The sequence below is a fragment of the Nocardia ignorata NBRC 108230 genome (genome assembly GCF_001612905.1).
In the GTDB taxonomy this organism is placed as follows: Bacteria; Actinomycetota; Actinomycetes; order Mycobacteriales; family Mycobacteriaceae; genus Nocardia; species Nocardia ignorata.
Genome location: NZ_BDBI01000042.1, coordinates 1 through 25597 on the forward strand (window position 1 = coordinate 1; position 25597 = coordinate 25597).

The window sequence follows — 25597 nt, forward strand, 5'->3', positions numbered from 1 at the left end:
AGACAGTGCCCCGCCCCAACTAGACCGCCGCCCCCCGATCTCAGAACTCGCCTGCGACCCCGATGACAGTGCGCCCGGAGTGGGTGCCGTCCTTGATCGACTGCAGGACGTTACCCACTTCGCTGATCGGAGCGAACGACTCCAGCGATGAAAGATGCTGAGGCCGAAGCTCTTTACCGAGCGCACCCCAAAGAGCACGACGCTTCTCGATAGGCAGGAACACCGAGTCGATACCCAGCAGACTCACCCCACGCAGGATGAACGGCAGCACCGTGGCGGGCAGGTCGGAGCCACCGGTGAGACCACTGGCCGCGACCGCGCCGCCGTAGCCGATGGAGCTCAGGACGAACGCGAGGGACTTGCCACCGACGCTGTCGACCGCGGCAGCCCAGTTCGCCTTGTTCAGCGGGCGCGGCTTGGCCTCGGGATCGAGGGGGAGACGACCGATCACCTCGTTGGCGCCGAGTTCGGCGAGCAGATCGCCCGCGTCGGTCTTGCCGGTCGAGGCGATCACCTCGAAGCCCAGGCCGGACAGGATGTCGATGGCGACGGTGCCGACCCCACCGGTGGCGCCGGTGACGAGCACCGCGCCGTCGTCGGGGGTGAGGCCGTGGTCGAGCAGGGCCTGCACGCTCATCGCGGCGGTGAAGCCCGCGGTGCCGATGGTCGCGGCGTCGCGGGTGTCGAGGCCGTCGAGTTTCACCACCCATTCGGCGGGCACCCTGGTGTATTCGGCGAAGCCGCCGTTGCGGGAGACGCCGAGGTCGTAGCCGTGCGCGATCACCTGGTCACCGACGGCGAAGTCCTCGGACTCCGAGGCGGTCACCTCGCCGGTGAGGTCGATGCCGGGGACGATCGGGTAGTTGCGGACGACCCCACCGCGCGGCGTGATCGCCAGCAGGTCTTTGTAGTTCGCACTCGAGTAGTGGATCTTGATCGTCACATCGCCGGTGCCGAGGAAGTCGTCCCCTACCTCCTCCCGACCGAGCACGATCCCACCATCCGACTCACGGGCCACCATCGCGGAGAAGTTCATGAGCCGAGCATACGAGTCATCCACCCGTGCAGCGACGAATCAAATCCTGGACATTCGATCACCACGCTCTGGTGGCGTGAGCCTCCCGGGCGATGCCGCCACCAGAGCGTGGTGATCACTCGTCCAGGGGCAGGAGTTCGAGGCGGACGCCGAGGAGGCGGACGGGGCGGTCGAGCTCGAAGCGGTCGATGACGGCGAGGGCCGTGTCGACGATGGTGGCGATGTCGGTGGTCGGCTGGGGGAGTTTGCGCTGCTTGCTGCGGGTGTAGAAGGTTTTGGTTCGCACGGTGACCGAGACGCGGGTGCTCACGCGGTGATGGGCGAGCATCTCCTCGGCGACCTCGGTGGCGATGCGGGCGACTTCGCGCCGGATTTCGTCGGGGTCGGTGAGGTCGTGCGGGAAGGTCTCGGACTTACTGCGGCCGACCGGGATTCGCGGAGTGGTGGTCAGTTCGGTGTCGCCCTTGCCGTGGCCGAGGACCCACAGGTACGGGCCGGTGTTGGGGCCGAATTCGGCGGCGAGGCGTTGGCGGTCGGCGGTCATGAGGTCGGCGACGGTGGCGATGTCGAGTTCGGCCAGGCGTTTGGCGATGCGTGCCCCGACACCCCAGAGCGCATCGGTGGGGCGGTGGCCCATGAGTTCGGTCCAGTTCGCGGCGGTGAGCTGGAAGATACCCCCGGCGGCACCTGGGTCGTGTTCGGGTTCGGCGGACGTCTTGCCGGTGGACTTGGCGAAGCCGGTGGCCAATTTGGCGGTGAGCTTGTTGTCCCCGATGCCGACGGAGCAGGTGAGGTCTAGTTCGGTGACAGCACTACGGATTTCGGTGGCGAGCTGCCAAGGGTCACCGTCGGTGGCGACGAAGGCCTCGTCCATGCCCCACACCTCGACGGCACCGGCCACCCGGGCGAGCGTGGCCATGATCTCCGCGGAGGCGGCCTCGTAGGTCGCCATGTCCAGCGGCAGGAACACGCCTTCGGGACATTTGCGCTGTGCGGCTTTCAGCGGCATCCCCGCGCGCACGCCGAAAGCCCTGGCCGGGTAGGAAGCGCAGGTCACGACCTTGCGGGGCTGGGAAGGGTCGCCCTCACCGCCCACGATGACGGGCTGCCCGCGCAGCTCGGGACGGCGCCGGAATTCCACCGCCGCCTGGAACTGGTCGAGATCGACATGCAGGAGCCACTGGGGCACTGTTCCGTTCTATCGCATCACCGCCGCGAGGGAGCCCAGCTCTTGCGCACGGCGCAAGACAGAACTAAATTCTGGTCATGAAGATCCGAGATCGGTTGCTGCTCGCCGCGGAGCGGCAGTTCGCCGAACACGGTGTCCTCGATGCCACGCTCAACGACATCCGCGCCGCCGCCGAAGCCAGTGTCGGCGCGCTCTACCACCACTTCCCCGACAAGGCCGATCTGTACCGGCAGGTCTGGGCCAACGCGCTCACCGACTATCAACAGCGCTTCTACGACGCCGTCGCCGACTGTGCCGACGCCGAGACCGGCGTCGTCGCGGGCGTGCACGCGCATCTGCGCTGGGTGCAGCAAAACCAGTACCGCGCAACCGTTCTCACCGCCGCACGCCCCCCGGGTGTGCGCGAGAGCGAGCGCAATCTGGAGTTCTTCACCTCGGTCCGCCGCTGGTGGCGGACCCATGTCGCCTACGGCACGGTGCGCGACCTCGAACTCGACCTCGTCTACGCCCTGTGGCTCGGGGCGGCACAGGAATACAGCCGCCAATGGCTTGGTGGCAATATCCGTACCGCGCCAACCGATGTCGCTCCCGAACTCGCCGCAGCCGCTTGGGCGACCCTGCGGGTCGAGGGCGCCGAATAGTCACCGAGCACCGCCACTCGAAGAACGGAACACCCGATGCCGACCGAAGCCACCTCCCTCGACCTCGACCTGGCCCGGCAGGTACTCGCCGCGCAACCCTTCGCTCGTCTCGTCGGTACCGAGCTGACCGAATTCGGCGACGGCGCAGCCACATTGGTGATCGAGATCCAGCCCGAGCACGGCCAGCAGTTCGGCTTCGTGCACGGTGGGGTGCTCGCCTACGCCGCCGACAACGCACTCACCTTCGCCGCCGGAACCGTACTCGGCCCCAATGTCCTCACCGGCGGCTTCACCATCACCTACCTGCGTCCGGCCAAGGGGGAGCGGCTGCGCGTGCACGCCACCGTGCTCGGCGCCACCCGCCGCCAGGCCGTCACCCACTGCGACGTCTACGCCGAGACCGAGGGTGAGGAACCGATCCACTGCGCCGTGGCCCAGGGCACGACCCGCCGCGTCGAGAAGGACCTGACCCCCACGGCCGAAACGGACGAGGACACCGAATTCGAGGACGACGAGGACGAGTACGAGACCGACCAGCTCACCGTCGTCACCGCCGACATGGCCGGGCTACCGCCGACCGTCAGCCGGTAGCCCGGCGCACGAAAAGGGGGCCGTGCACGAATGCACGGCCCCCTTTTTCGATCAGGCGCTGACGGCGAACGTACCGTCGGCGGCCGGCTCGGCGATGGGCTCGATGGCGTAGGCCAGGATGTCGGCCACGTCGGCGACGGGGCGCACGTCCAGGGCCTCGAGCACCTCGGCGGGCACTTCGTCCAGGTCCGGTTCGTTGCGGGCCGGGATGAAGACCGTCTTCAGGCCGGCTCGCTGCGCGGCGAGCAGCTTCTGCTTCACCCCGCCGATCGGCAGCACCCGGCCGTTGAGGGTGACCTCGCCGGTCATACCCACATCGGCACGCACCTGACGATCCAGCGCCAGCGACACCAGGGCGGTGACCATGGTGACACCCGCCGACGGACCGTCCTTGGGGACCGCGCCCGCCGGGAAGTGGATGTGGATGTTGCGATCGAGCACCTTCGGCTCGATCCCGATCTCCTCCAGGTGCGAACGCACGTAGGTGAGGGCGATCTGCGCCGACTCCTTCATCACGTCACCCAACTGGCCGGTGAGGGTGAGCGAACGCTCGCCCTCGGCGGCATTGGCCTCGATGTAGAGGACATCGCCACCGGCGCCGGTCACCGCGAGGCCCGTCGCCACACCGGGGACGGCGGTGCGTTCCACCGAGTCCGGGGTGAAGCGGGGGCGGCCGAGGTAGTCGGTCAAGTTGTCCACATCGATCACCAGGCTCTGCACCTGGCCCGCCGGCTGCGGACCGGTGCTGATGTCGATGACATTGTCGTAACCGAGTTCGGGGTCGTACCCGAGCGTCGCCTCGCCGTCCGTCGCAGCGCTGACCTGCGCCTTGCCCGTGGACGCCGCACTGCTCGGCTCCGCATCACCGGTCACCAGGCGGGTTGCCGCCTTGCGCAAGGCTTTCGCGACCAAACGCTCCATCTGGCGAACTCCGGCCTCCCGGGTGTAGTTCGCCGCGACCTCCCGCAGCGCCTCTTCGGTGATCGAGACCTCCTGCGCCGTCAGCGCATTGCGCTCCAACTGCCTCGGGACGAGGAAGTCGCGCGCGATGGCCACCTTGTCGGCCTCGGTGTAGCCGTCGACCGTGATGAGTTCCATGCGGTCGAGCAGCGGGCCGGGGATGGTGTCCATGACGTTGGCGGTCGCGATGAACAGCACGTTGGACAGATCGAGGTCCAGGTCGAGGTAGTGATCGCGGAAGGTGTGGTTCTGCGCGGGGTCGAGCACCTCGAGCAGCGCCGCGGCCGGATCACCGCGGAAGTCGGAACCGACCTTGTCGATCTCGTCCAGCAGGACAACGGGATTCATCGATCCCGCCTCCTTCACCGCGCGCACGATGCGGCCCGGCATGGCGCCGACGTAGGTGCGCCGGTGTCCACGGATCTCGGCCTCGTCGCGCACGCCACCGAGGGCGACGCGAACGAACTTGCGGCCCAGAGCCTTCGCGACCGACTCACCGAGCGAGGTCTTACCGACACCGGGCGGGCCGACGAGCACCATCACCGCACCCGAGCCGCGGCCGCCGACGACCTCGAGCCCACGCGACGCGCGACGCGACCGCACCGCGAGGTACTCGACCATGCGGTCCTTCACCTCGTCGAGCCCGTGGTGATCGGCGTCGAGGATCGCACGGGCACCCGAAACATCGGTGTTGTCTTCAGTTTTCACCGTCCACGGCAGGTCGAGGACGGTGTCGAGCCAGGTTCGGATCCAGCCCGACTCGGGGCTCTGATCGCTGGCGCGTTCGAGCCTGCCCACCTCGCGCAGCGCCTCGGCGCGCACGTTCTCGGGCAGGTCGGCGTTCTCCACGCGGGTGCGGTAGTCGTCGGCGCCGTCGGGCTCGTCCTCGCCGAGTTCCTTGCGAATGGCGTTGAGCTGCTGGCGAAGCAGGAATTCGCGCTGGCTCTTCTCCATGCCGTCGCGCACTTCTTCGCTGATCTTCTCGGTGACCTCGACCTCGGCGATGTGCGCCTTGATCCACTCGATCTGCTTGGTCAGCCGCTGCGCGACATCGGGGGTCTCGAGCAGTTCGCGCTTCTGCTCGTTGGACAGGTAGGGCGCGTAACCGGCTGTGTCGGAGATGGTTTCGGGGTTGTCGAGCTGGTTGACGATGTCGATGATCTGCCAGGCCTCACGGCGCTGCAGGACGGCGATCACCAGCTTGCGGTACTCGGCGGCGAGCTCGGTGGTCCGCTCGTCGGGCGCGGGCGCCTCGACGGGTTCGGCCTCGACCCACAGCGCAGCACCCGGCCCGGTGACTCCGTGCCCGATCCGCGCCCGGCGCTCGGCCTTGAGCACGGCCGCGGGCGCGCCACCGCGCATCCGGCCGATCTGTTCGATGGTGGCGACCACGCCGTAGGAGGCGTAGCCCTCGTCCAGGCGCGGCGCCACGAGCACGGCGCCGGTCTTGCCTGCCTGCGCGGCGTCGATGGCGGCCTGCGCGGACTCGTCCAGTTCGATGGGCACGACCATGCCCGGCAGCACGATCGGATCGGTCAGGAACAGCACCGGCAGGTTCTGAGCTGTAGTCATATCGACCCTTCCAAAAGTTGAGCTTTGCTGACTCAACTACAGAAGATCGCACTTTGTTCCGACCCCGGCAACCGTTCACTCACGGCGAACGAAACGCCGAACGCCCCCGGCTCCCGAGGGGTAGGTGGGAGCCGAGGGCGTTCGTGCGTTGATGGTGTTTCGAGGGTTCTAGAGGTTGCGCTGGAGCCTTTCGGTCGGAGGATCGATAGTGCGGCCACGACTGCTCAGCACACCGAGGACGATGCCCGCGATGACGAGGATCGCGCCGAGGATGCCGAAGACCACCGGCAGGGTCTTACCGAAGAGATCGAGCTTGTCGAGGCTCTCCTGGGTCACGGCGAGCTGGGCGTCGATAGTCTCCTCGTCGAAGACCAGGTGCGCCTTGAGCGCGGTGACGTCGACCTTGTCGGCGCTGCGGCCGTAGAACAGGTGGATGGACTCGCCACCCTTGAGGACCGCGCCGGTCCTCGGCTCCACCCACACGTCGCGGGTGTTGGTGTAGTAGCGGGTCATGGTGACCGGCTCCTCACCCTCGAGGCCCCACTTGGCGGCGGGCAGGGTGAGCTTGTTGGTGGCGGCCGGGACGACGTCCCACATGTTCGTCACCGGGATGGTCTGGCGGAAGTGGTACACCGGCACGCCGTTGACCTCGGACTCCTCGACGAAGTCGATGTCGTAGGTGGCGCGGGCGTTGAGATCGAAGTACGGGTAGGACTTCTTCTCGGTGCCGATCGGGAACCTGTACTGCAGACCACGCCGCTGCGACGGGTCGGCCACCGAGGCGCCCGACTTGTCGACGTTGACAGCGATGGAACCGTTGGGCGAGACCGGAATCGGCTCGCCGGTCTTGCGGTCGATGGTGACCCGGTCGACCGAGGCGGTGAGCAGCCCGGTGTCACCGTCGCGGTCGTCGCGACGCAGCGTCTGACCCGCCTGCACAGTCATCTCGTCGGCGTCCGACGGCTCTTCGACCGTGAGGAAGCGCTGCGACACGATCGGCACGTTGGTGTCGATCTTGGCCGAGCCCTCGGGCGAGGTGAGCGACTTGGCGTCGAGCACGAGGGCTTCCTCGCCGGGGACGCTCTTGGCGATGGTGGTGATCCGCAGGTCCAGTGGCGTCTTGGCCACCTTGCCGACGGTGTAGGTGGGAATCATGACGGCGCACGCGAGCAGCAGCGCACCGAGACCGACGAGGATGCAGGCGATGATCCTGCGCACGTTGCTCATCGGCTGCCGTACGTGACGTTGCCGAGCAGCGACGAGCCCGGGTCACCGGTCGTCTCCGGCTCGGGAATCGAATTCTGTTGCGCGCCAGCGGTGATGCCCAACACGGCAATCACCCCGAGGATCGCGCCGGCCAGCCCGCTGATCAGGCCGGGGACGGCAAACTTCATAGATCGAACTCCAATTGCGTTGTGCCGGTTCAGGCGACGGAGAAGAACCCGATGGTCGGGGCGAACGAGCAGGTCCGGTTACCGTCGGCGGTTTCGGTGGTGAGCGAGCCGGTGACGACCGCGACGACCCGTCCCGCACCGGTGTCGGCGATGGCCGAGAGGGTGGCGGGGCCGTCGGGGTTGATGCCCGCCGCGTTGGTGAGCACCTGGGTGCCGGTGCGGCGGTTGTCCAGGTTGACCCACTGCACGGTCATCGGCGGGTTCTGCTCGACCGTGGGGGTTTTGGTGCCGAGCGCGGTGAACACGAAGCCGGTCTGACCCGCACCCGGTCCGGGCGGGGGCAGTTCGGCCGGGCCTGGGACCGCGAGCGCGGTACCGACCGAGTCGGAGGTGGGGCCGATGCAGCCCTTGCCGATGGTCGGGTACAGGAACTGCGCGATGCGCGGGCCGTCCGCGGGCGGCAGCTCGGGGCCGCCACCGCCGCTGCCGTCGAGGAACTTGATGATCCGCTCGAGGGTCGACTTGACCTGCGCGGGGATGCCGGGGGTCGCCAGCAGCAGGCGCGCCTGGGCCAGGATCGCGGCCTGTCCGCCGTCGGCGATGAGGCCGGGGCCGGAGATGGCGCCTACGATCGTCGGTGCCAGCGCTGCCAGCGTCTCGGAGGGCACGTTCTCCGCGATGGCGGGAACGCTCTGCTGCGCCGCGTGCTGCGGTGCGGCCAGGGTTGGCGTGGGCGCCACGAGTACAGCACTCGCCGCTAGTACGAAAGCAGACACTGCGGTCCGCGATCCTCGGGTGCTCAGCACTGGTCGGCCGTCCTTCGTTCGGTGGATAAATGGAGCGACCCGGAATTCACAGGAATGTCTGTGTTATCCGGAGTTTCAGATACTTTGGAGAGGTGACTACAGCGGACAGACGGTATGGGGGTCGTACGGTCGTCGCGCGTAAAGCCGAGCGCCGACAGCGGTTCCTGGAAGCAGCGACGCGAATCTTCGCCGAACGCGGGTACGCCACGTGCTCGCTTGCCGAGGTGTGCGCGGCCGCCGGGCTGTCCAAGCGGCAGTTCTACGAGGAGTTCGAGACCCGCGAAGACGTGCTGGTCGCGGCCTACGACCGCATCCAGGACGACGCCGCCGCGGCCGTCGCCGCCGCGCTCGCCGAACTCACCACGCCCAACGACCCCGAGCTCGCGCTGCACGCGGGGTTCCGCGCGTACCTCGAATCGCTCGGCTCGGACCCGTACCGGGCCCAGGTCGCGCTCATCGAGGTGGTCGGGGTGAGCGACCGGATGGAGAACCACCGCCGCTCGCGCAGGCACGCGTGGTCGGTGCTGATCGGTTCGGCACTGGTGGACATCGGCGTGCGCCTGCGTGGCGACGCCGAACTCACCACCGCCCTGCTCACCGGTGCGGTGACGGGAGTCGCGCACGAGTGGCTGTTGCGTGAGTCCCGGCCGCCGGTCAGCGAACTGGTGGATCTGCTGACCGGTGCCGCCTTGGCACTTGTCGATTTCGATTGATTCGCGCGCAGCCGACGAGAGGGTGGCAAATACGTGCGCCTGCCGCCTACTCAATCAACTCCCTTTCCGGACATTGTGAGACCGAACGGCTTCACAGTGTGGGACGAGAGTCTGGCACAGGAGTGACTCAGGTCGCAACGGCAGAATTTCTGAGACGGGTATCACCTGTGCGTTTGTAGATTGTCACTATCGCGATATCGGCCATTCGAGGACGTCCGACAGGGCCTCAGGTTACTGGTCAGTCGCCCGATTAGGGGCGCGTTCGGCGGACTTCCGGCAATTGAACAGCAACCTGTTCTACCTACTTCTTGTGCAGGGTGCCCGCGATGGAACCGCCGAACACTCCCGGCGTGCTGTATCGGAGGGTGCCGTCCGGCTGGCGGGTGACGGTGGAGGTGTTGCCGTCGTCGACGCAGTCGCCGTGGGTATCGCCCGTGAGGCGGGCGCGGAAGACGAGGCGGTCGGCGGTCGCCTGAGTGAGCGTCTCGGCCCGTTCGCAGCGCGTCTGCGAGATCTGTCCCGTATTGGACGCCGTGGCCAGCTCCTGGCCGACCTCGCCCGGACGGATGGTCAGCACGATGTCGAAGGTGACGAGGCCGTCGGCGGCCTGGCCGGTCCAGGTACCGATGAAGAAATCCGGGACGGTCGATACCGATTGGGTGCTGGTCTCGGTGCCGGTCGGGGGCGTGCCCGGCGGGATCGTCAGCGTGGCGGTGCCCGATCGGTCGCCGAGCCGGATGCCGATGAGCGAGGCCATGACGGCCGCGACGACCGCTGTCACGGCGACGGCCGCGATCAGAAGGGTGCGGGTTCGGGCGCGATGAGGGGCGTTCCTCGGTGACGGGGCAGGCCCATGTGAGGAGGAGTGCCCGCCTGATGGTCTGCTGTGCGCGGAGATGCCCGCGAGGGCAGTCGGGTCCGTGCGGTGGCTCGGGGGGACGGCCGTCGGGCGGGCTCCCGGGTCGGTGTCGAGGTCGAGCAGTCGCACCGCGCGCATGCTCACGTCCTGCATGACGAGTGGTGGGAGCCAGCCTGCGCCGTCGGGGGTGCCGATCTTCCTCAGCTCGGCAAGCGCCTGTTGTGGAGTCGGGCGGTCGGCGGGGTTCTTGGCCAGGCACGCCTCGATCAGCGGCCGGAAGTTCGGTGGCACGGCGTCGAGGCTCGGCTGCTCGTAGACGATGCGGTAGAGCAGTTGCACCATGTCGGCCGTGCCGAACGGGCCGTGCCCGCAGGCGGCGAAGGTCAGGACGCCGCCGAGGGCGAAGACGTCGCAGGCGGGACCGAGCGGTTCGCCGGTGATCTGTTCGGGACACATGAAACCCGGTGAGCCGATGACTCTTCCGGTGGTGGTGAGCGCCGTGTCCTCCGTGGCGCGGGCGATGCCGAAGTCGATCACCTTGGGGCCGTCGACGGCGAGCAGCACGTTCGACGGCTTCAGGTCGCGATGCACGATGCCGACCGAATGCACCGCGACCAGTGCCTCGGCCAAGCCGTGCGCGAGGGCGAGCAGGGATCGCTCGGGGAAAGGGCCGTACTCGGTGACGGCGTCCGACAGGGAGATACCGGCCACGTAACCTGTTGCCAGCCAGGGTGGATGAGCGTCGACTTCGGCGTCCAGGACGGGTGCGGTGAAAGCGCCCGCCACGCGGCGGGCGGCCGCGACCTCCCGGCGGAACCTCGCGCGCAGTTCCGGATCGCCGAGCAGATCCGGCCGGATCACCTTCACCGCCACCGTGCGACCACCGGAATTACGGCCCAGATACACCTTGCCCATGCCGCCCGCGCCGAGGACACCGAGTAGCCGGTAGTCCCCGATCCGGCGCGGGTCGTCGGCGTTCAACGGCTGCATCGCGTGAGGTCCCCTTCGAACGAACTACCTCGCGAGGTTATCCGGAATGCGGGCGCTCGGCGGGGCGGCGAGGGATCTCGGTGCGGGTGGTGATGCCGAGTTTGGCGAGGATATGTCGGACGTGCGTTTCGACGGTCCGCTCCGAAAGCACCAGGCGATGGGCGATCTCGCGGTTGGTCGCGCCGGCCGCGACGAGGTCGTGTACCTCCCGTTCGCGGGCGGTCAGGGGGTCGGCGGTGCGGGTAGCGGTGGTGATCGCGGTGAGCAGGTCGTCGGCTTGCCGCAGGCGGTGGGGCATGTGGAGACGGCGGAATGCGGTGGCGGCCTGTTCGGCGGCTGCGTGAGCCGCGGCGAGATCGGCGGTGGGATCGGCACGCGGGCCGGTGGCGCGCCCGGCATGAGGGTCGGCGGCATCGTCCACGCTGCGGGCGGGGTCGCTGAGAACGCGGGTGGCGCGGGCCAGGTGGGTGCGGGCAAGGCCGAGGTGGCCGAGGGCGATGAAGGGGCGGGCGCCGATTTCGGTATCCATGGTGAGGCCGAGGCGGTAGAGGTCGATGGCGGCGTTCAGGTGGCCTGCCACCCTGGCGTTGTCGGCGCGGACGCGGGCCAGGGAGCCGACGCAGATCAGGGCGCCCGTGCCGTCGGCGGCGTAGTTGTGCTCGCGGCCGGCCAGGACACGGTAGACCCGGTCGGCGGTGTCGGCGTCGTCGAGCAGTTCGGCTACCAGGCCGACCGAGTACACCGTTCCACTCCAGCGTGGACCGATCTCGAGGGTGTCGGGGAGCGAGCGGAACGGTTCGAACAGGGCGCGTGCCTCGTCGAGGTCGCCTGCCAAGGCGTGCATCAGCGGGGAGAAAAGTTGTGCGATGGGTATTCTCGGGGCGAAGGCCAGCGCGGCGACGGCTTCGTTCATGGCGGTGCGCTCGACGTGGCCGACGATCACCGCGTGCATTCCCCGGAAGGCGTGGTGCAGTCCGGCGAGTGAATAGTCACCGATGCCGAGGGCCAATTCATCGGCGGCGGCATCGAATTCGAGCGCGGCGTCGAGTTCGCCGACCATGGCCGCGCGGGTGGCGCGCAAGCGCAGCAGGTGCCAGCGGGCCACAGGCAGTTTGCGGCGGTCGGCCAGGAGTTGGATGTGGTCGAGGGCATTGTCGAAGGCGGGGAGGTCGCCGCGTTGCAGGGCGGCGTCGGCTGTCCACACATATCCCCAGAGCTGCGCCAGTGGTTGTTCGGCATCGACCGCGATCTCGATCGCGCGCGCGGCCAGTGCCGTTCTCTCGTCGAGGTATTCGGTGGTGGCCAGCGAGAGGTGGCGGGCATGGATGACATCGAGCGCGACATCGGGATCGGTGGAACCCTCGGCAGCGCGCATGGCCTGCTCCGACAGGCGTCTGGCCTCGGCACCCGCGCCGCGATCGGCCGCCGACAGGGCCCGTTGGGCAAGAATCCGGGCGATCAGGTCGGCGTGCTCGGCGGGATCCAACTGCTGTAAAGCTCTGCTACACAGGTGATCCAGCTGTGTCATGACGGTCGGCGTCGTGACGCCGTGGACGACGAGACCCGCTTCGGCGAGCAGATCGGGGCGGCCCACCTGCTCGGCGAGGTCGCTCGCCCGCACGCAGTGCGCGAGACTGTCGGCGATCCGTCCGTCCGCGAACTCATCGCGCGCGAGGTCGATCAGCAGCTCGGCCCGCTCCTCGGCAGCCGACCCCGCCGCGTCGATGGCCCACTGCCCGAACCGAATCGCCTCCGCATACGCTGCCGCCGCGCGAGCGGACCGCGCCGCCACCCGTGACCAGTACAGGCACGACGAAGACTCCCCGCACCCACTCGCCTGCCGCCAATGCGTCGCGATCAGTCCCGCAAGCCCGTCCCCGCAGGTCTCGGCCAAGGTGACCGCCGCCGCCCGATGCAGCACCGCCCGGCGCGACGGCGCCAGATCGGCATACACCGCATCCCGGATCAACGCGTGCGCGAACCCGTTCGCACCCTCGGCGAAACGGCGCACGATTCCCGCCGCCGTCGCCGCGTCGAGCGCCCGCAGCACCCGCTCCCGCACAGACTCCGTGCGAACCGACTCGTACACGCGGACAAGGTGATCCACGTCTATGCGTTCGCCGAGGACGCTCGCGGTGCCGATGATGTCGATCTGTTCGGGGGAGAGGTGGTCGAGGCGGGTGAGGATGAGGCGGCGGAAGCCGGGGACCTCGATCAGGGGATCGCCGGAGCGGGCGGGGTCGGAGTCGATGACCAGGCGGACCAGAAGGGGATTTCCGTCGGTGCGGGCGTGGACGCGGGGTGCGTATTCCGCAGGGAGGTGGTGGCATTCGAGCCAGTAGCGGACCTCGGGCTCGGAAAACGCTGGGACGGAGAGGAAGTGGGCGTGCGGAAGGCGTAGCCAGTCGGGCTGGACGGCGAGGAGATTGTCGCCCGCGGGTTCGCGGGCGGTGGCGACGATCAGCAGTCCGGTGCGCTCGGTCTGGGCGGCGACGTGGCCGAGCAGGGCGAGCGAGGTGGGGTCGGCCCAGTGCAGGTCCTCGAGGATCAGCAGCAGACCGGGGCCCGAGGACGCGGCGGTGAGGACGTCGGCGACCTCGGCGAACATCCGGAACCGGCGTTCGGCCGCGGCGCCTGGCTCGGCGACCGTGTCCAGCGCGGCGGCCAGACCGGGCACGGAACGGGCCGCGCGCCGCCACAACCACAACGGCGGCATACCCGCGTCGTCGACGGCATTGCCGCGCGCCACCGGCATATCCGCTTCGGCGGCGAGTTCGGCCGCCCGGTCGGCCAGCCACGATTTGCCGATCCCGGCGGGCCCGCTCACCAGCACGAAACGACCCGAACCCGACTGCGCGGCCAGCACCGCGGCCCGCAACCGGGCGAGCTCCTCGTGCCGCCCGACGACCGGAGTCTGCATCGTCCCAGTATCCGCGCATCGGGCGAAGTTCAGTACCGCGAATACGTACCGGCACTGATCCGCGCGAGCCCGCCCGCGGCGATCCTGAGAACACCACGTCATCGCAGGTCAGGAGCACACCATGTACGCACACCTCGTCTGGTTCGACCGCCCGCGCGGCGCCGCCGAACTGGCGGCCGCCGACTTCGCCGCCACCCACCGCATCCAGCCCGCCGTCGCCACCGTGCCCGGCCTGCTCGACTTCTACGAATTGCGCCGCGACGACGGATCGGGGCTGGTGATCGGCATCGCCGAAACCGAGGCCGCCATCCACGCCGTGCGCGCGGCCGTCCTCGCCACCGAACTGCTGCCGGGTGAGGACCCGGCCCTGCTGCCCGGCCCCGACCGGGTCGAGATCTACCCGGTCCACGTGCACCGCGACCGGGCGACCATCTACGCCGAAGGAGCACGGTCGTGAACCCGATCATGACGGCCACCGATTGGGTGGCCGATACCGAACACAGCACCGCCGCCTTCCGGGTGGGCCATTTCGCCCGCCACGTACATGGCGAGGCGCCGGTGATGGCAGGCCTGCTCACGCTGGCGCCCGACGGCCGACCGGTTACCGCCACCGGCGTGATCGACCTCGCCGCGATCGACACCGGCCATGCCCGGCGCGACCGCGACCTGCGCAAACCACGCCTGCTCGACCTGGATCGTCACCCACGGATGACATTCACCGCCGAGGACATCACCGCCGAGGACGGCCGGTGGCGCGTCGCCGGGGTAGCCTCGGCGCGCGGACGGACCGTGCCGCTGATCTTCACCGTCGACGCCTTCGACGTCACCGACACGACCGTCACCGTCACTGCCACCACGGTCCTCGACCGCACCCAGCTCGGTCTGCGCGCACCGTCGCTGCTGATCGGCCGGTGGATCGACATCACCGTCCGGGTGGTGTTGCGCCCCGCGCTACAGGTCGGCTAGGGCCAGACCCGTGAGCGGGTTACCGATACGGACCAGTTCGGTGTCGGCGCCCGCGCCCAGGTCGACCAGGCGGATCGAGCCGCCGAGGTCGCTCACATAGAAATGGGCGTCGAACCCGGCCAACCCGATGGCCTCCCGATACCCGCGCGACAGGATCTTCGGCCGGCCCACGTCGGGTTGGACGGCAGCCTCGTTGAGCGAGTTGCCGTCGGGTTCGGCGCCGCGATCGGTCCACATCAGGGTGTGGGTGCCGCGCAGTTCCAGATCGATCGGCTCCGGCAATCCCGCCCACAGCATCTCGATATCGGTGCGGGCGGCCGGGTCCATGCCGGCGGGCAGGTCGATCGGGGCGCGAAAGATCCGGCCCTCGCCCGCGTCGGGAGAGCCTTTCTGCGACCAGTAGACGAGGCGGCGATCGGTGTCGAGGCAAATACCTACGCACCAATTCGTCTGCAGCTGTGCGTCATCGCCCGCGACGACGAGTGGTCGCAGGTCGTCACCGTTCAGGTCGCAGGTGAGGACCGACATGCCTTCGCGGTCACACCAATACAATCGGCCCGCTTCGAAATCGGCGGTGAGCTGTTTACCCGTGGTGAACGACCCGGGCGCGAGGACGGTCGTGCGATTGCCGCCGTCGAGGTCGACCCGTTCGAGAGAACCGTTGCGGGAGAAGAACTCCGGTTCGATCCCCGGCCGACCGCCGGGATCGGGGCGGCCCATGTTGGTCCAGTATATGTGGCCGCGCAGCTGGTCGACGACGATGCCGTCCGGTGTCTGATCGAGCCCGCTCACCAGCGTGCGGACTTCGCTGCCGTCGAGTGAGACGGCGAGGATCGCACCGGCGGCGAGATCGAGGGCCAGCAACTCGGTCACCGCTCAGCCCTGCTTCGGGTAGTCGTCGTAGAAACCCGCCCCGGATTTCACGCCGAGCTTGCCCGCGTCGACATACTCGCGCAGCACCGTGATCGGGCCTTCGGGCAGATTCGGGTTCTCTTTCTGATAGTGCTCCTCGATATCGAGCACCACATCGAGTCCGACCTGATCCATCATCCGGAACGGTCCCGCCTTGGTCCCGAAATTCAGGACGAACATCTGATCGATGTCCTCGGGCACCGAGACGCCCTCGGCGACCACCTCGAGTGCTTCGCGTTTGATCGCGGCCCAGATCCGATTGAAGATGAAACCGGTGCTCTCCTTGCGGCACAGGAACGGGTGCAGACCGTATTCGGGGAAAGTGCGCAGCACGAAATCGAGCACCTCTTGCGTGGTGTGCCCGTTCGACATCACATCGAGCGCCGTGGACGCGGGCGGCATGTAGAAGTGCGTGTTCAGCATGCGGTCGCGGGTCTCGCAGTCCTCGGTGAACAAGCGGCTGGCGTACGACGACGAGTTCGAGGCGACGATCGCGTCGGCGGCGGCCTGCGTGTCGAGCTGGGCGAACACCTTCTTCTTCAGGTCGAGGATCTCGGGCACGGCCTCGACGACCAGCCAGGCGCCGCGCACCGCACTCGCCTGGTCGTGGATGTACTCCACCGAACCCGGCGACCCGCTCGGGACCGACGCGGCGACGGTGGGCAATTGTTCACGCACGTAATCCACCGCCTCGGCACCGGCCTGCGCGGTCGGGTCGACGATGTGGACCTTGCCGCCCCGGGTGGCGAACATCAGCGCGATCCGCCTGCCGAGCGTGCCCGCGCCGATCACGGCGACCGGACGGTTCAGATGATCCTGCGGAACACTCACGGTGACTCCCTCTACACAGGTGGTGGTGGGAAGAACTCGTCGTCAAGCGCGGATCAAGCCTATCGCCAACCCGGCTGCCGAATGGTTGCTGCGCCGCTGACGGGGGGTGTTCAGTTCGTTGACACCCCGTCATGACCGGTCAGAATGTGGTTGCCTTATCCTCACGTTCTTCACGAAATTCGCGCGTCAGCTCTAGGGGGCTCTTCGATGACCACACTGGCCTCCGGACTCTTCATCGATTGGGAAGAGCTCACCGGCCAGTCGAAATTCGTCGTCGAGCTCGTGAGCTTCCCGATCTTCAGCGCCCTGGCCGGCTGGCTCACCAACTGGACCGGCGTGCTCATGTTGTTCTGGCCCCTGCATTTCAAGGGGTTCCGGGTGCCGATGCTGCACATCCTCTACCCCTACCTGCCCCGCCGGGTGCAGGTGCTTCCGACATTCTCCGGCGACGGGCGGATGCTCGGTTTCCAGGGCTTCATTCCCGCGCGCGCCGAGAAGATGGCGAGCATCTGCGTGGACAAGGCGCTGATGCGCATCGGCAGCCCGCGCGACTTCATCCAAGAGCTCGACCTCGACGGCATCGGCGACTACCTGGCCGAACACGCCCGTCCACAGGTGCAGTCGATCGTCGACGAGATCATGTACCGGGAGAATCCCGACCTGTGGCGCTCGCTGCCCCGGCAGATGAAGCAGGCGGTCTACCAGCGGGTGGACCGGCAGCTGCCGACCTTGTCGCGGCGCGCGTTCGAGAGCCTCGGCGACAATATCGATCAGTTGCTGGACGTGAAGAACTTCGTGATCCGGTACCTGGAGAAGAACCCGCAGATCCTCAAGGACCTCACCACGACCATCGCCGCGCCCGAGCTGAAGTTCATGGCGCGCATCGGTCTGCTCGGTGCGCCCTTCGGCCTGATTCTCGCGCTGTACCTGCACGTGCACTCGCAGATCCCGTACTGGGGCGCCATTCCGGCCTGGGTGATCGTGCTGTTCGCCTCGGCGATGATCGGCGTGACGGTGAACGTCATCGCCATCAAGATGGTGTTCGAGCCGGGCGACCCGCAGCCGCGCTACAAGTACCTGTGGCGCCAGGCGTTGCTGGCCAAGCGCCAGCCGCAGGCCGCGACCGATCTGGCCCACATCCTGGCCTATCAGGTGCTCACGGTGGAAAACCTGTCCAACGAGTTGCTCGATGGACCCAACGGGGACAAGACGCGCCAGCTCATCGAGCGGGTGGTGTCGGAGGAGATCCACCGTCAGCTGGGGCCGACCGCGTTCATGGTGCGCGCGGCGATGGGCAAGAAGCAGTTCGAGAACCTCGCCGTCTCGGGTGCGGGGGCCGGGCTGAGCATGGCGCCGGGCATGGTCGAGGACGAGCAGTTCGTGCGCGAGCAGGCCAAGAAGATCGACGATTTCGCGGCCCGCAAGTTGCGCACGCTCACGCCAGGCGAGTTCATGGAGATGTTCTACGCGTCGGTGGAGCAGGACGCCTGGTTGCTGTACCTGCACGGTGGGGCGCTCGGGATCGCCGTCGGGGCGATTCACCTGCTCATCTTCGGCTGGTAGGCAATAACAAGCACGCGTGCTTGCATTTTCCGGGTGGCGCTGCGATTCTGGGTGACGACGGCGCACCCGACCGGTGGCGCGACGCTTCGCCCCAAGGAACCACATGGCTGACCTCGCAGCGCTGCTCGACGATTTCGCCGCCGAATGCGCGGACCTGGAGAAACTCGTCGCCCCGCTCGCCCCCGAACAGTGGCAGACCCCCACACCGGCTCCCGGCTGGGACATCGCCACCCAGATCGCCCACCTGACCTGGACCGACGAGGTTTCCGTCCTGGCCGCCACCGACAACGCGGCGTTCACCGAGCTGCTCACCGAGGCCGCCGCGAAGATGTTCACCTTCGTCGACGAGGCCGCCGAGGAACTGGCGAAGACTCCGCCCGCCGACCTCCTGCCCCGCTGGCGAGCGGGCCGCGAACAGCTCATCGCCGCCCTGGCCGCCGTCCCGCCCGGCACCAAACTGCCCTGGTTCGGCCCGCCCATGAGCGCCGCCTCGATGATCTCGGCCCGCATCATGGAAACCTGGGCGCACGGTCAGGATGTGGCCGACGCACTCGGCGTCACCCGAACCCCCACCGACCGCCTGCGCACCGTCGCCCACATCAGCGTGCGAGCCAGGAACTACGCCTACACCGTCCACGGCGAATCCGGCCCGGCCGAAGAATTCCGCGTAGAACTCACCGCCCCCGACGGCACCCTCTGGACCTGGGGCCCCGAAGACGCGAAACAAAAAGTATCGGGCCCAGCCCTCGACTTCTGCCTGGTAGCCACCCAGCGCCGCCACCGCGAAGACACCGCCCTCACCACCGAGGGGCCCGACGCCGACCACTGGCTCACCATCGCCCAGGCCTTCGCGGGTCCCCCTGGCCCGGGCCGGGAACCCAAACAGTTCAGCTGAGCGGGTACAGGCGAGCGTCTTCCCTGAGCGCCATTCCTGACTGCCCCGGACGACGTTGGCCGGGGTAGGCCCGTGGCAGTCGTGAATGACGCTCGCCTGCACTCCCGGAGTACCCCGTGTGACGTGAGGAAAACAACCACGCCGTCGCCACGCGCGCCGACCAGGTGCGATACACGCACGTTTCAGATGTGACCCTGATCTCAGCATCAGGGGTGCTAACTCCAGCTAGCACCGGCGTAACGTGGGGATCAGCGCGTGGCTTTCAACGATGCGAGCACAGCGCTCGGGTAGATCCACACCCACCGGGAGGACTGCATCGTGACCGCACATCGACCTGCACAGATCGCGCGGCTGTCCGCGACGGTGGCCGCCGGGGCCGCCAGCCTCTGCCTCACCGTGGCCGCGGGTGCCTACATCGTCAACAACATGCCCCAGCTCGTGCCGCCGCACGACGACCCGACCCCCGCCGATATCGCCGACCCGGGGCAACACCACCGGGCCGACGACTCCGTCCGCGCCGTCGCCGACGACGTGGTCGAACTGGCCTGGACCACCGAACGCTTGGTCCCCGACGCGGGCCGGACACCGGCCGTCAAGCACCAGACCGCCACTGCCGCGACACCGCAGAGCAACCAGGCACTGGACGGCAGGGCACTCGAGGGCAGACTCCGCATCGGCACCACCTATGTCGGCGCCCAGGCCGCGACGCCGCGCACCGACATCGTCAGCCTTACCGTCGATACGAACGCGCTGAACAAGGCGGGCAAGTATCTCGGCATCACCGCCGAGCCGGTGGGGGTCACCTCGCTGCACACCGAGGTCGACACCCGCAAGGGCGCGGTGGAGTTCGTGCTCACGGACCCCACGCTCGGACAGCACACCGTGCGCATCGAAGCGCCCGGCGACCAGCCCGGATCCGAGACCGTCGAAGAGCCGACTACCGTCGGCGTGTGATTTCCGGCGGTACCCATGACGGGGTGTACGACTTCTGCGTGATCGGTGGCGGCATCGTCGGTGTCGCCACCGCGCATCGCCTGCTGAGCGCCTACCCCGGCGCGAGCCTGGTGCTGATCGAGAAGGAACACTCGCTCGGCGCCCATCAGACCGGGCACAACAGCGGCGTGATCCACTCCGGCATCTACTACCCGCCCGACAGCCTCAAGGCCCAGTTGTGCCGCGCGGGCGCGCAGTGGACCAAAGAGTTCGCCGCCGCCAACGACATTCCGTTCGAGGTGTGCGGAAAGCTGCTGGTGGCAACCGATTCCACCGAACACGCCCGGATGCTCGATCTCTACGAGCGCTCCATCGCCAACGGTGTGGAGGTGGAGGCCATCGATGCCGCGGAACTGTCCCGTCGTGAACCCGGAATTCGTGGTGTCGGAGCGCTTTTCGTGCCCGCCACCGGCATCATCGACTACGCGAAGGTCACCGCCGCGCTGGCCGCGCAGGTACAGGACATGGGTGGCCGGATCATGCTCGGCGCGACCGTCGAGTCGGTCGTCGAAACGGACTCGGCTGTCACGGTTTCCGGCCCTGGTGGTGCGGTCGTCACGAAGACTCTCGTGGTCTGCGCGGGTCTGCAGGCCGATCGCCTGGCCCGAATGGCGGGGATCCGCAACGACTTCCGCATCGTGCCGTTCCGGGGCGAGTACTACCGCCTGCCCGCCGAACGTGCCGGACTGGTGCGGACGCTGATCTATCCGGTGCCCGATCCGGCCCTGCCGTTCCTCGGCGTGCACCTGAGCCCGACCATCGACGGCGACCTGACCGTCGGCCCCAACGCGGTACTCGGGCTGGCCAGGGAGGGCTACCGCAAGGGCAGCGTGAACGGGCGCGACGCCCTCGACGTGCTGCGCTTCCCCGGCGTGCACCGGGTGGCCCGCACCCACCTGCGCACCGGCGTGCGCGAGTTGCGCAACTCCCTGTTCAAACGCGGTTACCTGGCCGAATGCCGCCGGTACTGCCCGGAACTCGGCACCGCCGACCTGCTGCCTCATCGCGCGGGCATCCGGGCCCAGGCCGTCCTGCGCGACGGCACCCTCGTGCACGATTTCCTGATCGAGCGCACACCACGGTCCATCCACGTGCTCAACGCGCCCTCGCCCGCGGCCACCTCGGCCATGCCGATCGCCCGATACCTGGTGGATCAGATCCAGCTTCCAGCAAATAAATAGGATTCTTGTAGTATTTTTGGCCTGTGGGCCACATCAGGTACGCGAGCGACGTCGGCGCGCCCACCGACGCGGCCTTCGCCTATACGGAGAATTTCCAGCACCTCGCAGCCTGGATGGCAGGCGTCACCTCCGTCACCGCACAGGGCGCGGCACCGGCACAGGGACTCGGCGCGAGCTGTTCGCTGAAAGTTCGCCTGGGCGGAGTGATCCCGATGACACTCACCTGCGAGATCACCGAATACCGGCGCGGCGCGGTGATCGGGTATACCCTGCGGGGGCGGGTATACGGAACCGTGACACTACGGTTCGACCCACTCGGCTACGAACGGTCGGTACTGACCGCCGAAGCCGGCTATCCACCACCACGCGGTGCGTTCGGCCGCATGTGCCAGGGCCTCGTCGACGCGGCCGCGAGATCGGCACTGCGCCGCACAGAATCGCGGTTGCGAAGGGAGATAGAGGCATTCCACGGTACCGATCTTGTCGGCCGCATCGCCTAGGGTGGCGGTCATGATCATCGTGAGCACCGACGGGTCCTGCCTGCGCAATCCCGGTGGTGCCATCGGCTGGGCCTGGGTGAATCATCAAGGACCGGTGGCCAGCGGGGGAGCGGCCAGCGGAACCAACCAGATCGCGGAACTACGCGCGGTCCTCGAAGCCATCCTCGCCCACCCCGGCACCGAACCGATGCTCATCGAGAGCGACTCCCAATACGCCATCAAATGCGCCTCGGAATGGATCGGCAGCTGGCGGCGCAACGGCTGGCGCACCTCCACCGGCGGCGCGGTGAAGAACGTCGAGATCATCAAGCAGATCGACCGCGCCATCACCACCCGCGAAGGGCCCGTGCGATTCCGCTGGGTCCGCGGGCACGTGGGTAACTACTTCAACGAGCAAGCCGACAAACTGGCGGGCATCGCCGCACGCGACGCCGCGGCACACGGCCACGAACACGCCACCACACCCGTTGCCACCCGAACCACCCAGCCGCGGACCACGGGGAAGCCGGTCGCGCCGACAGCGTCGGGAACACTCACCCTGTTCTGACGCGGCGCGACCGGAGTGTGTCCGCAACCGACAGTGCCTCCGACGGAAGCGATTCCGCCGGAGGCACTGTCGTACTACCGGGTCAGTTGCCGGGCGCGGGCGCCGGAGCAGGCGTCTCCGGTGCGGGCTGCTGCGGAGCCCCACCCGGTACGCCACCCATCAGGCCGCCGCCGTTCTTGAGCACCGGCGACTCCATCTTGCTCACCAGCCACTTGTCACCCTCGCGGTCGAGGGTCATCTCGATCGCGATGTTCATCGGCGGCTCTTCGACACCGGTGATGTTGGAGCTGTACTGCGCCAGCGTCACCATGGCCTTGGCCTGGTTCTCACCGCCGCTGAGGTACGCGCACTGGATGTCCTCACCACGCGACTTCACCTTGCGCTCGACCATCATGTCCTTGAGCAGGTCGCCCGCCTCGGTGAACTGCTGGTTGATGTCGCCGGTCGAGCCCGAGCGCATGTCCTCGAAGTACTTGTCGATGTTGTTCGAGTAGTCGTAGTTGGTGGCCACCCGGCCGTAGGCGCAGGCCGCCTTGGTCGACTCCTCGATGGCATCGAGCTTGTCGCCCCGGTCGCTGCTCTGCAGGAAGAACACCACCGCGGCGGTGATCGCGCCGACAGCGACAACACCCGTACCCGCCGCGACCAACCAGCCGACCGGGCGTTCGGCCCCGGACGACGCGGCGGGCTCCGCGGGGGCCGCTGCCGCCGTGGCGGCGGGCTCGGCCGCCTTCGGCGTCTCGGACTCGGCCTTGTCGAGCTTCACCGTCTCGTCGGCGGTGGTCTCGGTAGCGGCCGATTCGGGCTTTTCCGCCGGGGTAGCGTCCTTCTTGCTCTCGGCGTCGTCGCTGGTCATCTAGATCAATCCTGCTCTTTCCCGGCACACACTCGCACCGACTTCGTTCGTGGGCCCGTGAGGCGGGCCACAGTGTCCCCCGCCGAGTATGCCCGGTCCGACGCCGGAGCGTAGGACCGGGCATGGTCTCACTTGGCCGGAATCGGGGTCCGTTCGTTCGGATCCACACCCGGGGGCATCTGCGCGCCGTTGTTGGGCACATTCGGGCGCGGCGCGTTGGCCGAACCACGGATCTGCAGGTCGGCCGGCGGATTCACGCAGTAGTTCCACTTCGGGATCGACCCGTCCTGGACTTCCTCGTTGCGCCGGTACTCGGTGTTGTAGTTGCAGGTCGGCCGCGGCCAGATATCGAGGATGGTGTGGAACTCACCGTCGTGCGCGGGGACCGCGATCGCCCCGAGGCCTTGGGCCAGCGAGGGGAAAAGCAACCGCAGCGCCGGCTGACGCAGCTGCGCCGCCCGGGTGATCGCGACGAAGTTCGCCGCGAGCCCGCTGATCGGATCGGCGGTCTTGTCCAGCACCGCACCGAGCGCCTCGAACTGGGCAGGCGAGTTGTCGAGCACGCTCTGCAGCTCGGCGTTGGCATTGTTGAACTGCTGGAGCAACGAACCCGAATTGCTGGTGAGCGTCTGCAGATCCGGCTGCGCGTTCGACGTGGTATCGGCGATCACCCGCAGGTTGGCGATGAGATTCACCGTCTGTGGCAGCAGGCTGTGCAGGCCGGCCACCGCGAGACTCACGCCGTTGACCAGGCCGCGCAGCTGATCCGGACCGGCACCGAGCGCGATGTCGAGCTCGGCGAGGATGGTCTTGAACTGCTGCGGGTTCACCTGCCCGATCAGGGCGCTGGTGTCGTCGAGCACCGCCCACACCGGGACGGGTGTCTTGATCTGCTCGGGGTTGAACTCGATCACCGCGCCGTCACGCAGGAACGGGCCCGCGTCACTGTTGGGGCGGAAGTCGATGTACTGCTCACCGGCCGCCGACAGCGCCGCCACCTGGATCATGGTGTCGACAGGGATCTTGTAGCTCTTGTCGATCACGGCCTTGACCGCGATGGCCTGGCCCTCGTCGATCAGGTCAACCGTGTCGATCTTGCCGATCCGGTGTCCGCGCAGCGTCACATCGTTGCCCGGCTGCAGGCCACCGGAGCGGTCGAGCGTCACAGTGACGTCGTACTCCGACCGCAGCGGGTTCACCCGCATCACATTGACCAGCAGGTAGCTGGCACCGATGATCAGCACCACGACCAGCGCCGAGTTGGCGAGCACGATCTTGCTGCTGAAGAACTTCTTGACCCTGTTCATCGGTGGCCTCCCACTCGGCCCTGAACGATCTGCAGCACCTGGATGAAGCTGCCGACGAAGTCGTTCACGTCCTTCATATCGGGGAACTTGCTGTTGGCCGGATCGGTCAGCAGGCCCACGTCGAGGTTCGTCAGCGTCGCGTACGGCGCGAGCGACTTGCCCTGGAAGGTCTCGGTGACCTTCGGCTTGATGTCGATCAGCTGGTCCATGACGTAACCGAAGCTGTCGCCGGAGGCCGCGAGCGCGTTCATCAGGTTGTCGAGGTTGGTGAGCAGTTCGGAGAGCTGGTCACCGGTGGTGTTGGCGTAGTCACCGAGCGCGGCGCTGGCCGTCGACACCTTGGCGAGCAGATCGCCGATGGCCCGGTTGTTCTCGGCGATCGCGCCGATGGCCTGCGGCAGGGTGTCGGCGACCTGACCGAGCTGGGCTTTGTTGGCCTCGATGGTGTTGGCCAGGGTGTTGAACTCCGAGAGCACCGCGTCGACGCGGGCGCTGTTGTTGTTCAATTCGCCGACCACACCGGTCATCTGGGTGATGAGGTGCGCCAGGTTGCCGCCCTGGCCGTTGAGGATGGAACCGAGTTCGGTGCCCAGCCGGCTGAGGCTGGCCACACCGCCACCGTTGAACAGCATCGACACCGAGATCAGCAGTTCCTCGACGGTGGCGCCCGCGGAGGTGAACTCCTGGGTGAGGGTGTCACCCTCGGCCAGGTTTCCGCCGGTGCCGGTGTTGTTCTTCGGCCTGTTCAGGGCGATGAACACGTCACCGAGGGGCGTCGCCTGACGCAACTCGGCGGTGCTGCCCTTGGGCAGGTCGATGTCGGAGCGGATCTGCAGGTCGACGACGGCCGTGAAGTTCTTGGTCTTGATCGAGGAGACCACCCCGACGTCGGACCCACCGATCTTCACCTTGGCCTGGTCGGGCAGGTTGAGCGCGTTGTCGAACTCCGCGTGGATGGTGTAGGTGTCGCCTTCGGCGCCCGGCTTGGGCAGCGGCAGATCTTCCACGGTGAAACCGCAACCGGTGGTGATGGTCACGGTGGCGAGCGCGGTGGCCGCGAGCAGGCTGCGGCGCAACTTCCTGGTCATAGGTCCGGTCATTTCGTCAGTCCCAGCAGTGCGGCGGTGAACCCGTAGTCCGGACCGAAATCCTCCATCTTGCCGGTGCGGCACCCATCGGACTTCATCTGGATGCGCTCGCAGAACAGGCTGATCATCTCGCCGGACAGAGCCGTACCGATCAGTGCGTGCAGCCGGACGAAGCCCTTCTCCTTGTTCATCGCACCGTCGATGTTCTGCATCAGCAGCGGGACGACGTCGACGATCTCGACCATCGCACCGGAGTTGGCGCGCAACTGGTTGGTGACGTTGGTGAG

23 protein-coding genes and 2 pseudogenes are annotated in these 25597 nt (G+C 67.8%); 11 read left to right on the forward strand and 14 right to left on the reverse strand.

The window, feature by feature from the left end:
- Positions 1-40 precede the first annotated feature (40 nt).
- Both NI2_RS29075 and NI2_RS29080 read right to left on the reverse strand, forming a co-directional pair.
- Complete coding sequence (locus NI2_RS29075; RefSeq protein ID WP_067497308.1) at positions 41-1036, reverse strand: acrylyl-CoA reductase family protein; 996 nt, start codon at positions 1034-1036, stop codon at positions 41-43.
- 115 nt (positions 1037-1151) lie between these two features.
- Positions 1152-2225: a DNA polymerase IV gene (locus NI2_RS29080; protein WP_067497315.1), complete on the reverse strand. Its 1074-nt coding sequence runs from the start codon at positions 2223-2225 to the stop codon at positions 1152-1154.
- A 77-nt stretch (positions 2226-2302) separates the two neighbouring features.
- On the opposite strand from NI2_RS29080, the gene NI2_RS29085 reads away from it, so the two are divergent.
- Positions 2303-2866, forward strand: coding sequence for a TetR/AcrR family transcriptional regulator (locus NI2_RS29085; protein WP_067497318.1), 564 nt, complete (start codon positions 2303-2305; stop codon positions 2864-2866).
- A gap of 36 nt (positions 2867-2902) precedes the next feature.
- Positions 2903-3331 (forward strand): annotated as a pseudogene (locus NI2_RS29090) (PaaI family thioesterase); the annotation flags it as partial.
- Between the two features lie 177 nt (positions 3332-3508).
- Here the strand turns inward: NI2_RS29090 and lon are convergent.
- The 4 genes from lon to NI2_RS29105 form a co-directional block, all read right to left on the reverse strand.
- Complete coding sequence (gene lon, locus NI2_RS29095; RefSeq protein WP_067497324.1) at positions 3509-5989, reverse strand: endopeptidase La; 2481 nt, start codon at positions 5987-5989, stop codon at positions 3509-3511.
- A 168-nt stretch (positions 5990-6157) separates the two neighbouring features.
- Positions 6158-7216, reverse strand: coding sequence for a cell envelope lipid trafficking protein PgfA (pgfA, locus tag NI2_RS29100; RefSeq protein WP_067497327.1), 1059 nt, complete (start codon positions 7214-7216; stop codon positions 6158-6160).
- Positions 7213-7383: a DUF2613 domain-containing protein gene (locus NI2_RS33355; protein WP_084457534.1), complete on the reverse strand. Its 171-nt coding sequence runs from the start codon at positions 7381-7383 to the stop codon at positions 7213-7215. Before NI2_RS33355 ends, pgfA begins: the two co-directional genes overlap by 4 nt.
- A gap of 29 nt (positions 7384-7412) precedes the next feature.
- Positions 7413-8189, reverse strand: a complete 777-nt coding sequence (locus tag NI2_RS29105) for an Rv1157c family protein (RefSeq protein ID WP_067497329.1) — start codon at positions 8187-8189, stop codon at positions 7413-7415.
- 92 nt (positions 8190-8281) lie between these two features.
- Between NI2_RS29105 and NI2_RS29110 the strand changes: the two genes are divergently transcribed.
- Positions 8282-8902 (forward strand): TetR/AcrR family transcriptional regulator, encoded by a 621-nt coding sequence (locus NI2_RS29110; protein WP_067497332.1) that lies wholly within the window; start codon positions 8282-8284, stop codon positions 8900-8902.
- Between the two features lie 301 nt (positions 8903-9203).
- Here the strand turns inward: NI2_RS29110 and NI2_RS29115 are convergent, their stop codons facing one another.
- Positions 9204-10751 (reverse strand): serine/threonine-protein kinase, encoded by a 1548-nt coding sequence (locus tag NI2_RS29115; RefSeq protein WP_067497335.1) that lies wholly within the window; start codon positions 10749-10751, stop codon positions 9204-9206.
- Positions 10752-10788: 37 nt separating this feature from the next.
- Positions 10789-13671, reverse strand: a complete 2883-nt coding sequence (locus NI2_RS29120; protein WP_067497338.1) for an ATP-binding protein — start codon at positions 13669-13671, stop codon at positions 10789-10791.
- A gap of 121 nt (positions 13672-13792) precedes the next feature.
- Here NI2_RS29120 and NI2_RS29125 point away from each other — a divergent pair, with 121 nt between their 5' ends.
- Both NI2_RS29125 and NI2_RS29130 read left to right on the forward strand, forming a co-directional pair.
- Positions 13793-14128, forward strand: coding sequence for a hypothetical protein (locus NI2_RS29125; RefSeq protein ID WP_067497341.1), 336 nt, complete (start codon positions 13793-13795; stop codon positions 14126-14128).
- Positions 14125-14637: a YceI family protein gene (locus NI2_RS29130; RefSeq protein WP_067497344.1), complete on the forward strand. Its 513-nt coding sequence runs from the start codon at positions 14125-14127 to the stop codon at positions 14635-14637. The genes NI2_RS29125 and NI2_RS29130 overlap by 4 nt, the downstream gene beginning before the upstream one ends.
- Here NI2_RS29130 and NI2_RS29135 read toward each other — a convergent pair.
- Both NI2_RS29135 and NI2_RS29140 read right to left on the reverse strand, forming a co-directional pair.
- Positions 14623-15510 carry a hypothetical protein gene (locus tag NI2_RS29135; RefSeq protein ID WP_067497346.1) on the reverse strand — a complete coding sequence of 296 codons (888 nt, stop codon included), beginning with the start codon at positions 15508-15510 and terminating at the stop codon, positions 14623-14625. The genes NI2_RS29130 and NI2_RS29135 overlap by 15 nt on opposite strands.
- Before the next feature lie 3 nt (positions 15511-15513).
- Positions 15514-16380: a 3-hydroxyacyl-CoA dehydrogenase family protein gene (locus NI2_RS29140; RefSeq protein ID WP_067497349.1), complete on the reverse strand. Its 867-nt coding sequence runs from the start codon at positions 16378-16380 to the stop codon at positions 15514-15516.
- Between the two features lie 207 nt (positions 16381-16587).
- On the opposite strand from NI2_RS29140, the gene NI2_RS29145 reads away from it, so the two are divergent.
- The 6 genes from NI2_RS29145 to NI2_RS29170 all read left to right on the forward strand — a co-directional run bounded on the left by NI2_RS29145 (position 16588) and on the right by NI2_RS29170 (position 22059).
- Positions 16588-17943, forward strand: coding sequence for a DUF445 domain-containing protein (locus tag NI2_RS29145; protein ID WP_067497352.1), 1356 nt, complete (start codon positions 16588-16590; stop codon positions 17941-17943).
- A gap of 103 nt (positions 17944-18046) precedes the next feature.
- A complete protein-coding gene (locus tag NI2_RS29150; RefSeq protein WP_067497355.1) occupies positions 18047-18838 on the forward strand; it encodes a TIGR03084 family metal-binding protein in 792 nt (263 codons plus the stop codon).
- 318 nt (positions 18839-19156) lie between these two features.
- Positions 19157-19792 carry a hypothetical protein gene (locus NI2_RS29155; RefSeq protein ID WP_133733886.1) on the forward strand — a complete coding sequence of 212 codons (636 nt, stop codon included), beginning with the start codon at positions 19157-19159 and terminating at the stop codon, positions 19790-19792.
- Entirely contained in the window at positions 19789-21012 is a 1224-nt protein-coding gene (gene lhgD / locus NI2_RS29160; protein ID WP_084476946.1) for an L-2-hydroxyglutarate dehydrogenase, read from the forward strand. Before NI2_RS29155 ends, lhgD begins: the two co-directional genes overlap by 4 nt.
- A gap of 23 nt (positions 21013-21035) precedes the next feature.
- Positions 21036-21512, forward strand: coding sequence for an SRPBCC family protein (locus NI2_RS29165; RefSeq protein WP_067497362.1), 477 nt, complete (start codon positions 21036-21038; stop codon positions 21510-21512).
- A gap of 10 nt (positions 21513-21522) precedes the next feature.
- Positions 21523-22059 (forward strand): ribonuclease H family protein, encoded by a 537-nt coding sequence (locus tag NI2_RS29170; protein WP_067497375.1) that lies wholly within the window; start codon positions 21523-21525, stop codon positions 22057-22059.
- 82 nt (positions 22060-22141) lie between these two features.
- Here the strand turns inward: NI2_RS29170 and NI2_RS29175 are convergent, their stop codons facing one another.
- The 4 genes and pseudogenes from NI2_RS29175 to NI2_RS34560 form a co-directional block, all read right to left on the reverse strand.
- Entirely contained in the window at positions 22142-22915 is a 774-nt protein-coding gene (locus NI2_RS29175; RefSeq protein WP_067497364.1) for a hypothetical protein, read from the reverse strand.
- A 128-nt stretch (positions 22916-23043) separates the two neighbouring features.
- Positions 23044-24222: an MlaD family protein gene (locus NI2_RS29180; RefSeq protein WP_067497367.1), complete on the reverse strand. Its 1179-nt coding sequence runs from the start codon at positions 24220-24222 to the stop codon at positions 23044-23046.
- Positions 24219-25310 (reverse strand): MCE family protein, encoded by a 1092-nt coding sequence (locus NI2_RS29185; protein WP_067497370.1) that lies wholly within the window; start codon positions 25308-25310, stop codon positions 24219-24221. The genes NI2_RS29180 and NI2_RS29185 overlap by 4 nt, the downstream gene beginning before the upstream one ends.
- Before the next feature lie 8 nt (positions 25311-25318).
- Positions 25319-25597, reverse strand: a pseudogene (locus NI2_RS34560) (mammalian cell entry protein); the annotation flags it as partial.

What these genes read in the sequence shown, in the direction of transcription:
- NI2_RS29120 (WP_067497338.1), bottom strand. Translation starts at nt 13,671, where the DNA reads ATGCAGACTCCGGTCGTCGGGCGGCACGAGGAGCTCGCCCGGTTGCGG.
- NI2_RS29170 (WP_067497375.1), top strand. Translation starts at nt 21,523, where the DNA reads ATGATCATCGTGAGCACCGACGGGTCCTGCCTGCGCAATCCCGGTGGT.
- NI2_RS29175 (WP_067497364.1), bottom strand. Translation starts at nt 22,915, where the DNA reads ATGACCAGCGACGACGCCGAGAGCAAGAAGGACGCTACCCCGGCGGAA.
- NI2_RS29115 (WP_067497335.1), bottom strand. Translation starts at nt 10,751, where the DNA reads ATGCAGCCGTTGAACGCCGACGACCCGCGCCGGATCGGGGACTACCGG.
- NI2_RS29085 (WP_067497318.1), top strand. Translation starts at nt 2,303, where the DNA reads ATGAAGATCCGAGATCGGTTGCTGCTCGCCGCGGAGCGGCAGTTCGCC.
- NI2_RS29150 (WP_067497355.1), top strand. Translation starts at nt 18,047, where the DNA reads ATGGCTGACCTCGCAGCGCTGCTCGACGATTTCGCCGCCGAATGCGCG.
- NI2_RS29125 (WP_067497341.1), top strand. Translation starts at nt 13,793, where the DNA reads ATGTACGCACACCTCGTCTGGTTCGACCGCCCGCGCGGCGCCGCCGAA.
- NI2_RS29075 (WP_067497308.1), bottom strand. Translation starts at nt 1,036, where the DNA reads ATGAACTTCTCCGCGATGGTGGCCCGTGAGTCGGATGGTGGGATCGTG.
- NI2_RS29145 (WP_067497352.1), top strand. Translation starts at nt 16,588, where the DNA reads ATGACCACACTGGCCTCCGGACTCTTCATCGATTGGGAAGAGCTCACC.
- NI2_RS29180 (WP_067497367.1), bottom strand. Translation starts at nt 24,222, where the DNA reads ATGAACAGGGTCAAGAAGTTCTTCAGCAGCAAGATCGTGCTCGCCAAC.
- lon (WP_067497324.1), bottom strand. Translation starts at nt 5,989, where the DNA reads ATGACTACAGCTCAGAACCTGCCGGTGCTGTTCCTGACCGATCCGATC.
- pgfA (WP_067497327.1), bottom strand. Translation starts at nt 7,216, where the DNA reads ATGAGCAACGTGCGCAGGATCATCGCCTGCATCCTCGTCGGTCTCGGT.
- NI2_RS33355 (WP_084457534.1), bottom strand. Translation starts at nt 7,383, where the DNA reads ATGAAGTTTGCCGTCCCCGGCCTGATCAGCGGGCTGGCCGGCGCGATC.
- NI2_RS29185 (WP_067497370.1), bottom strand. Translation starts at nt 25,310, where the DNA reads ATGACCAGGAAGTTGCGCCGCAGCCTGCTCGCGGCCACCGCGCTCGCC.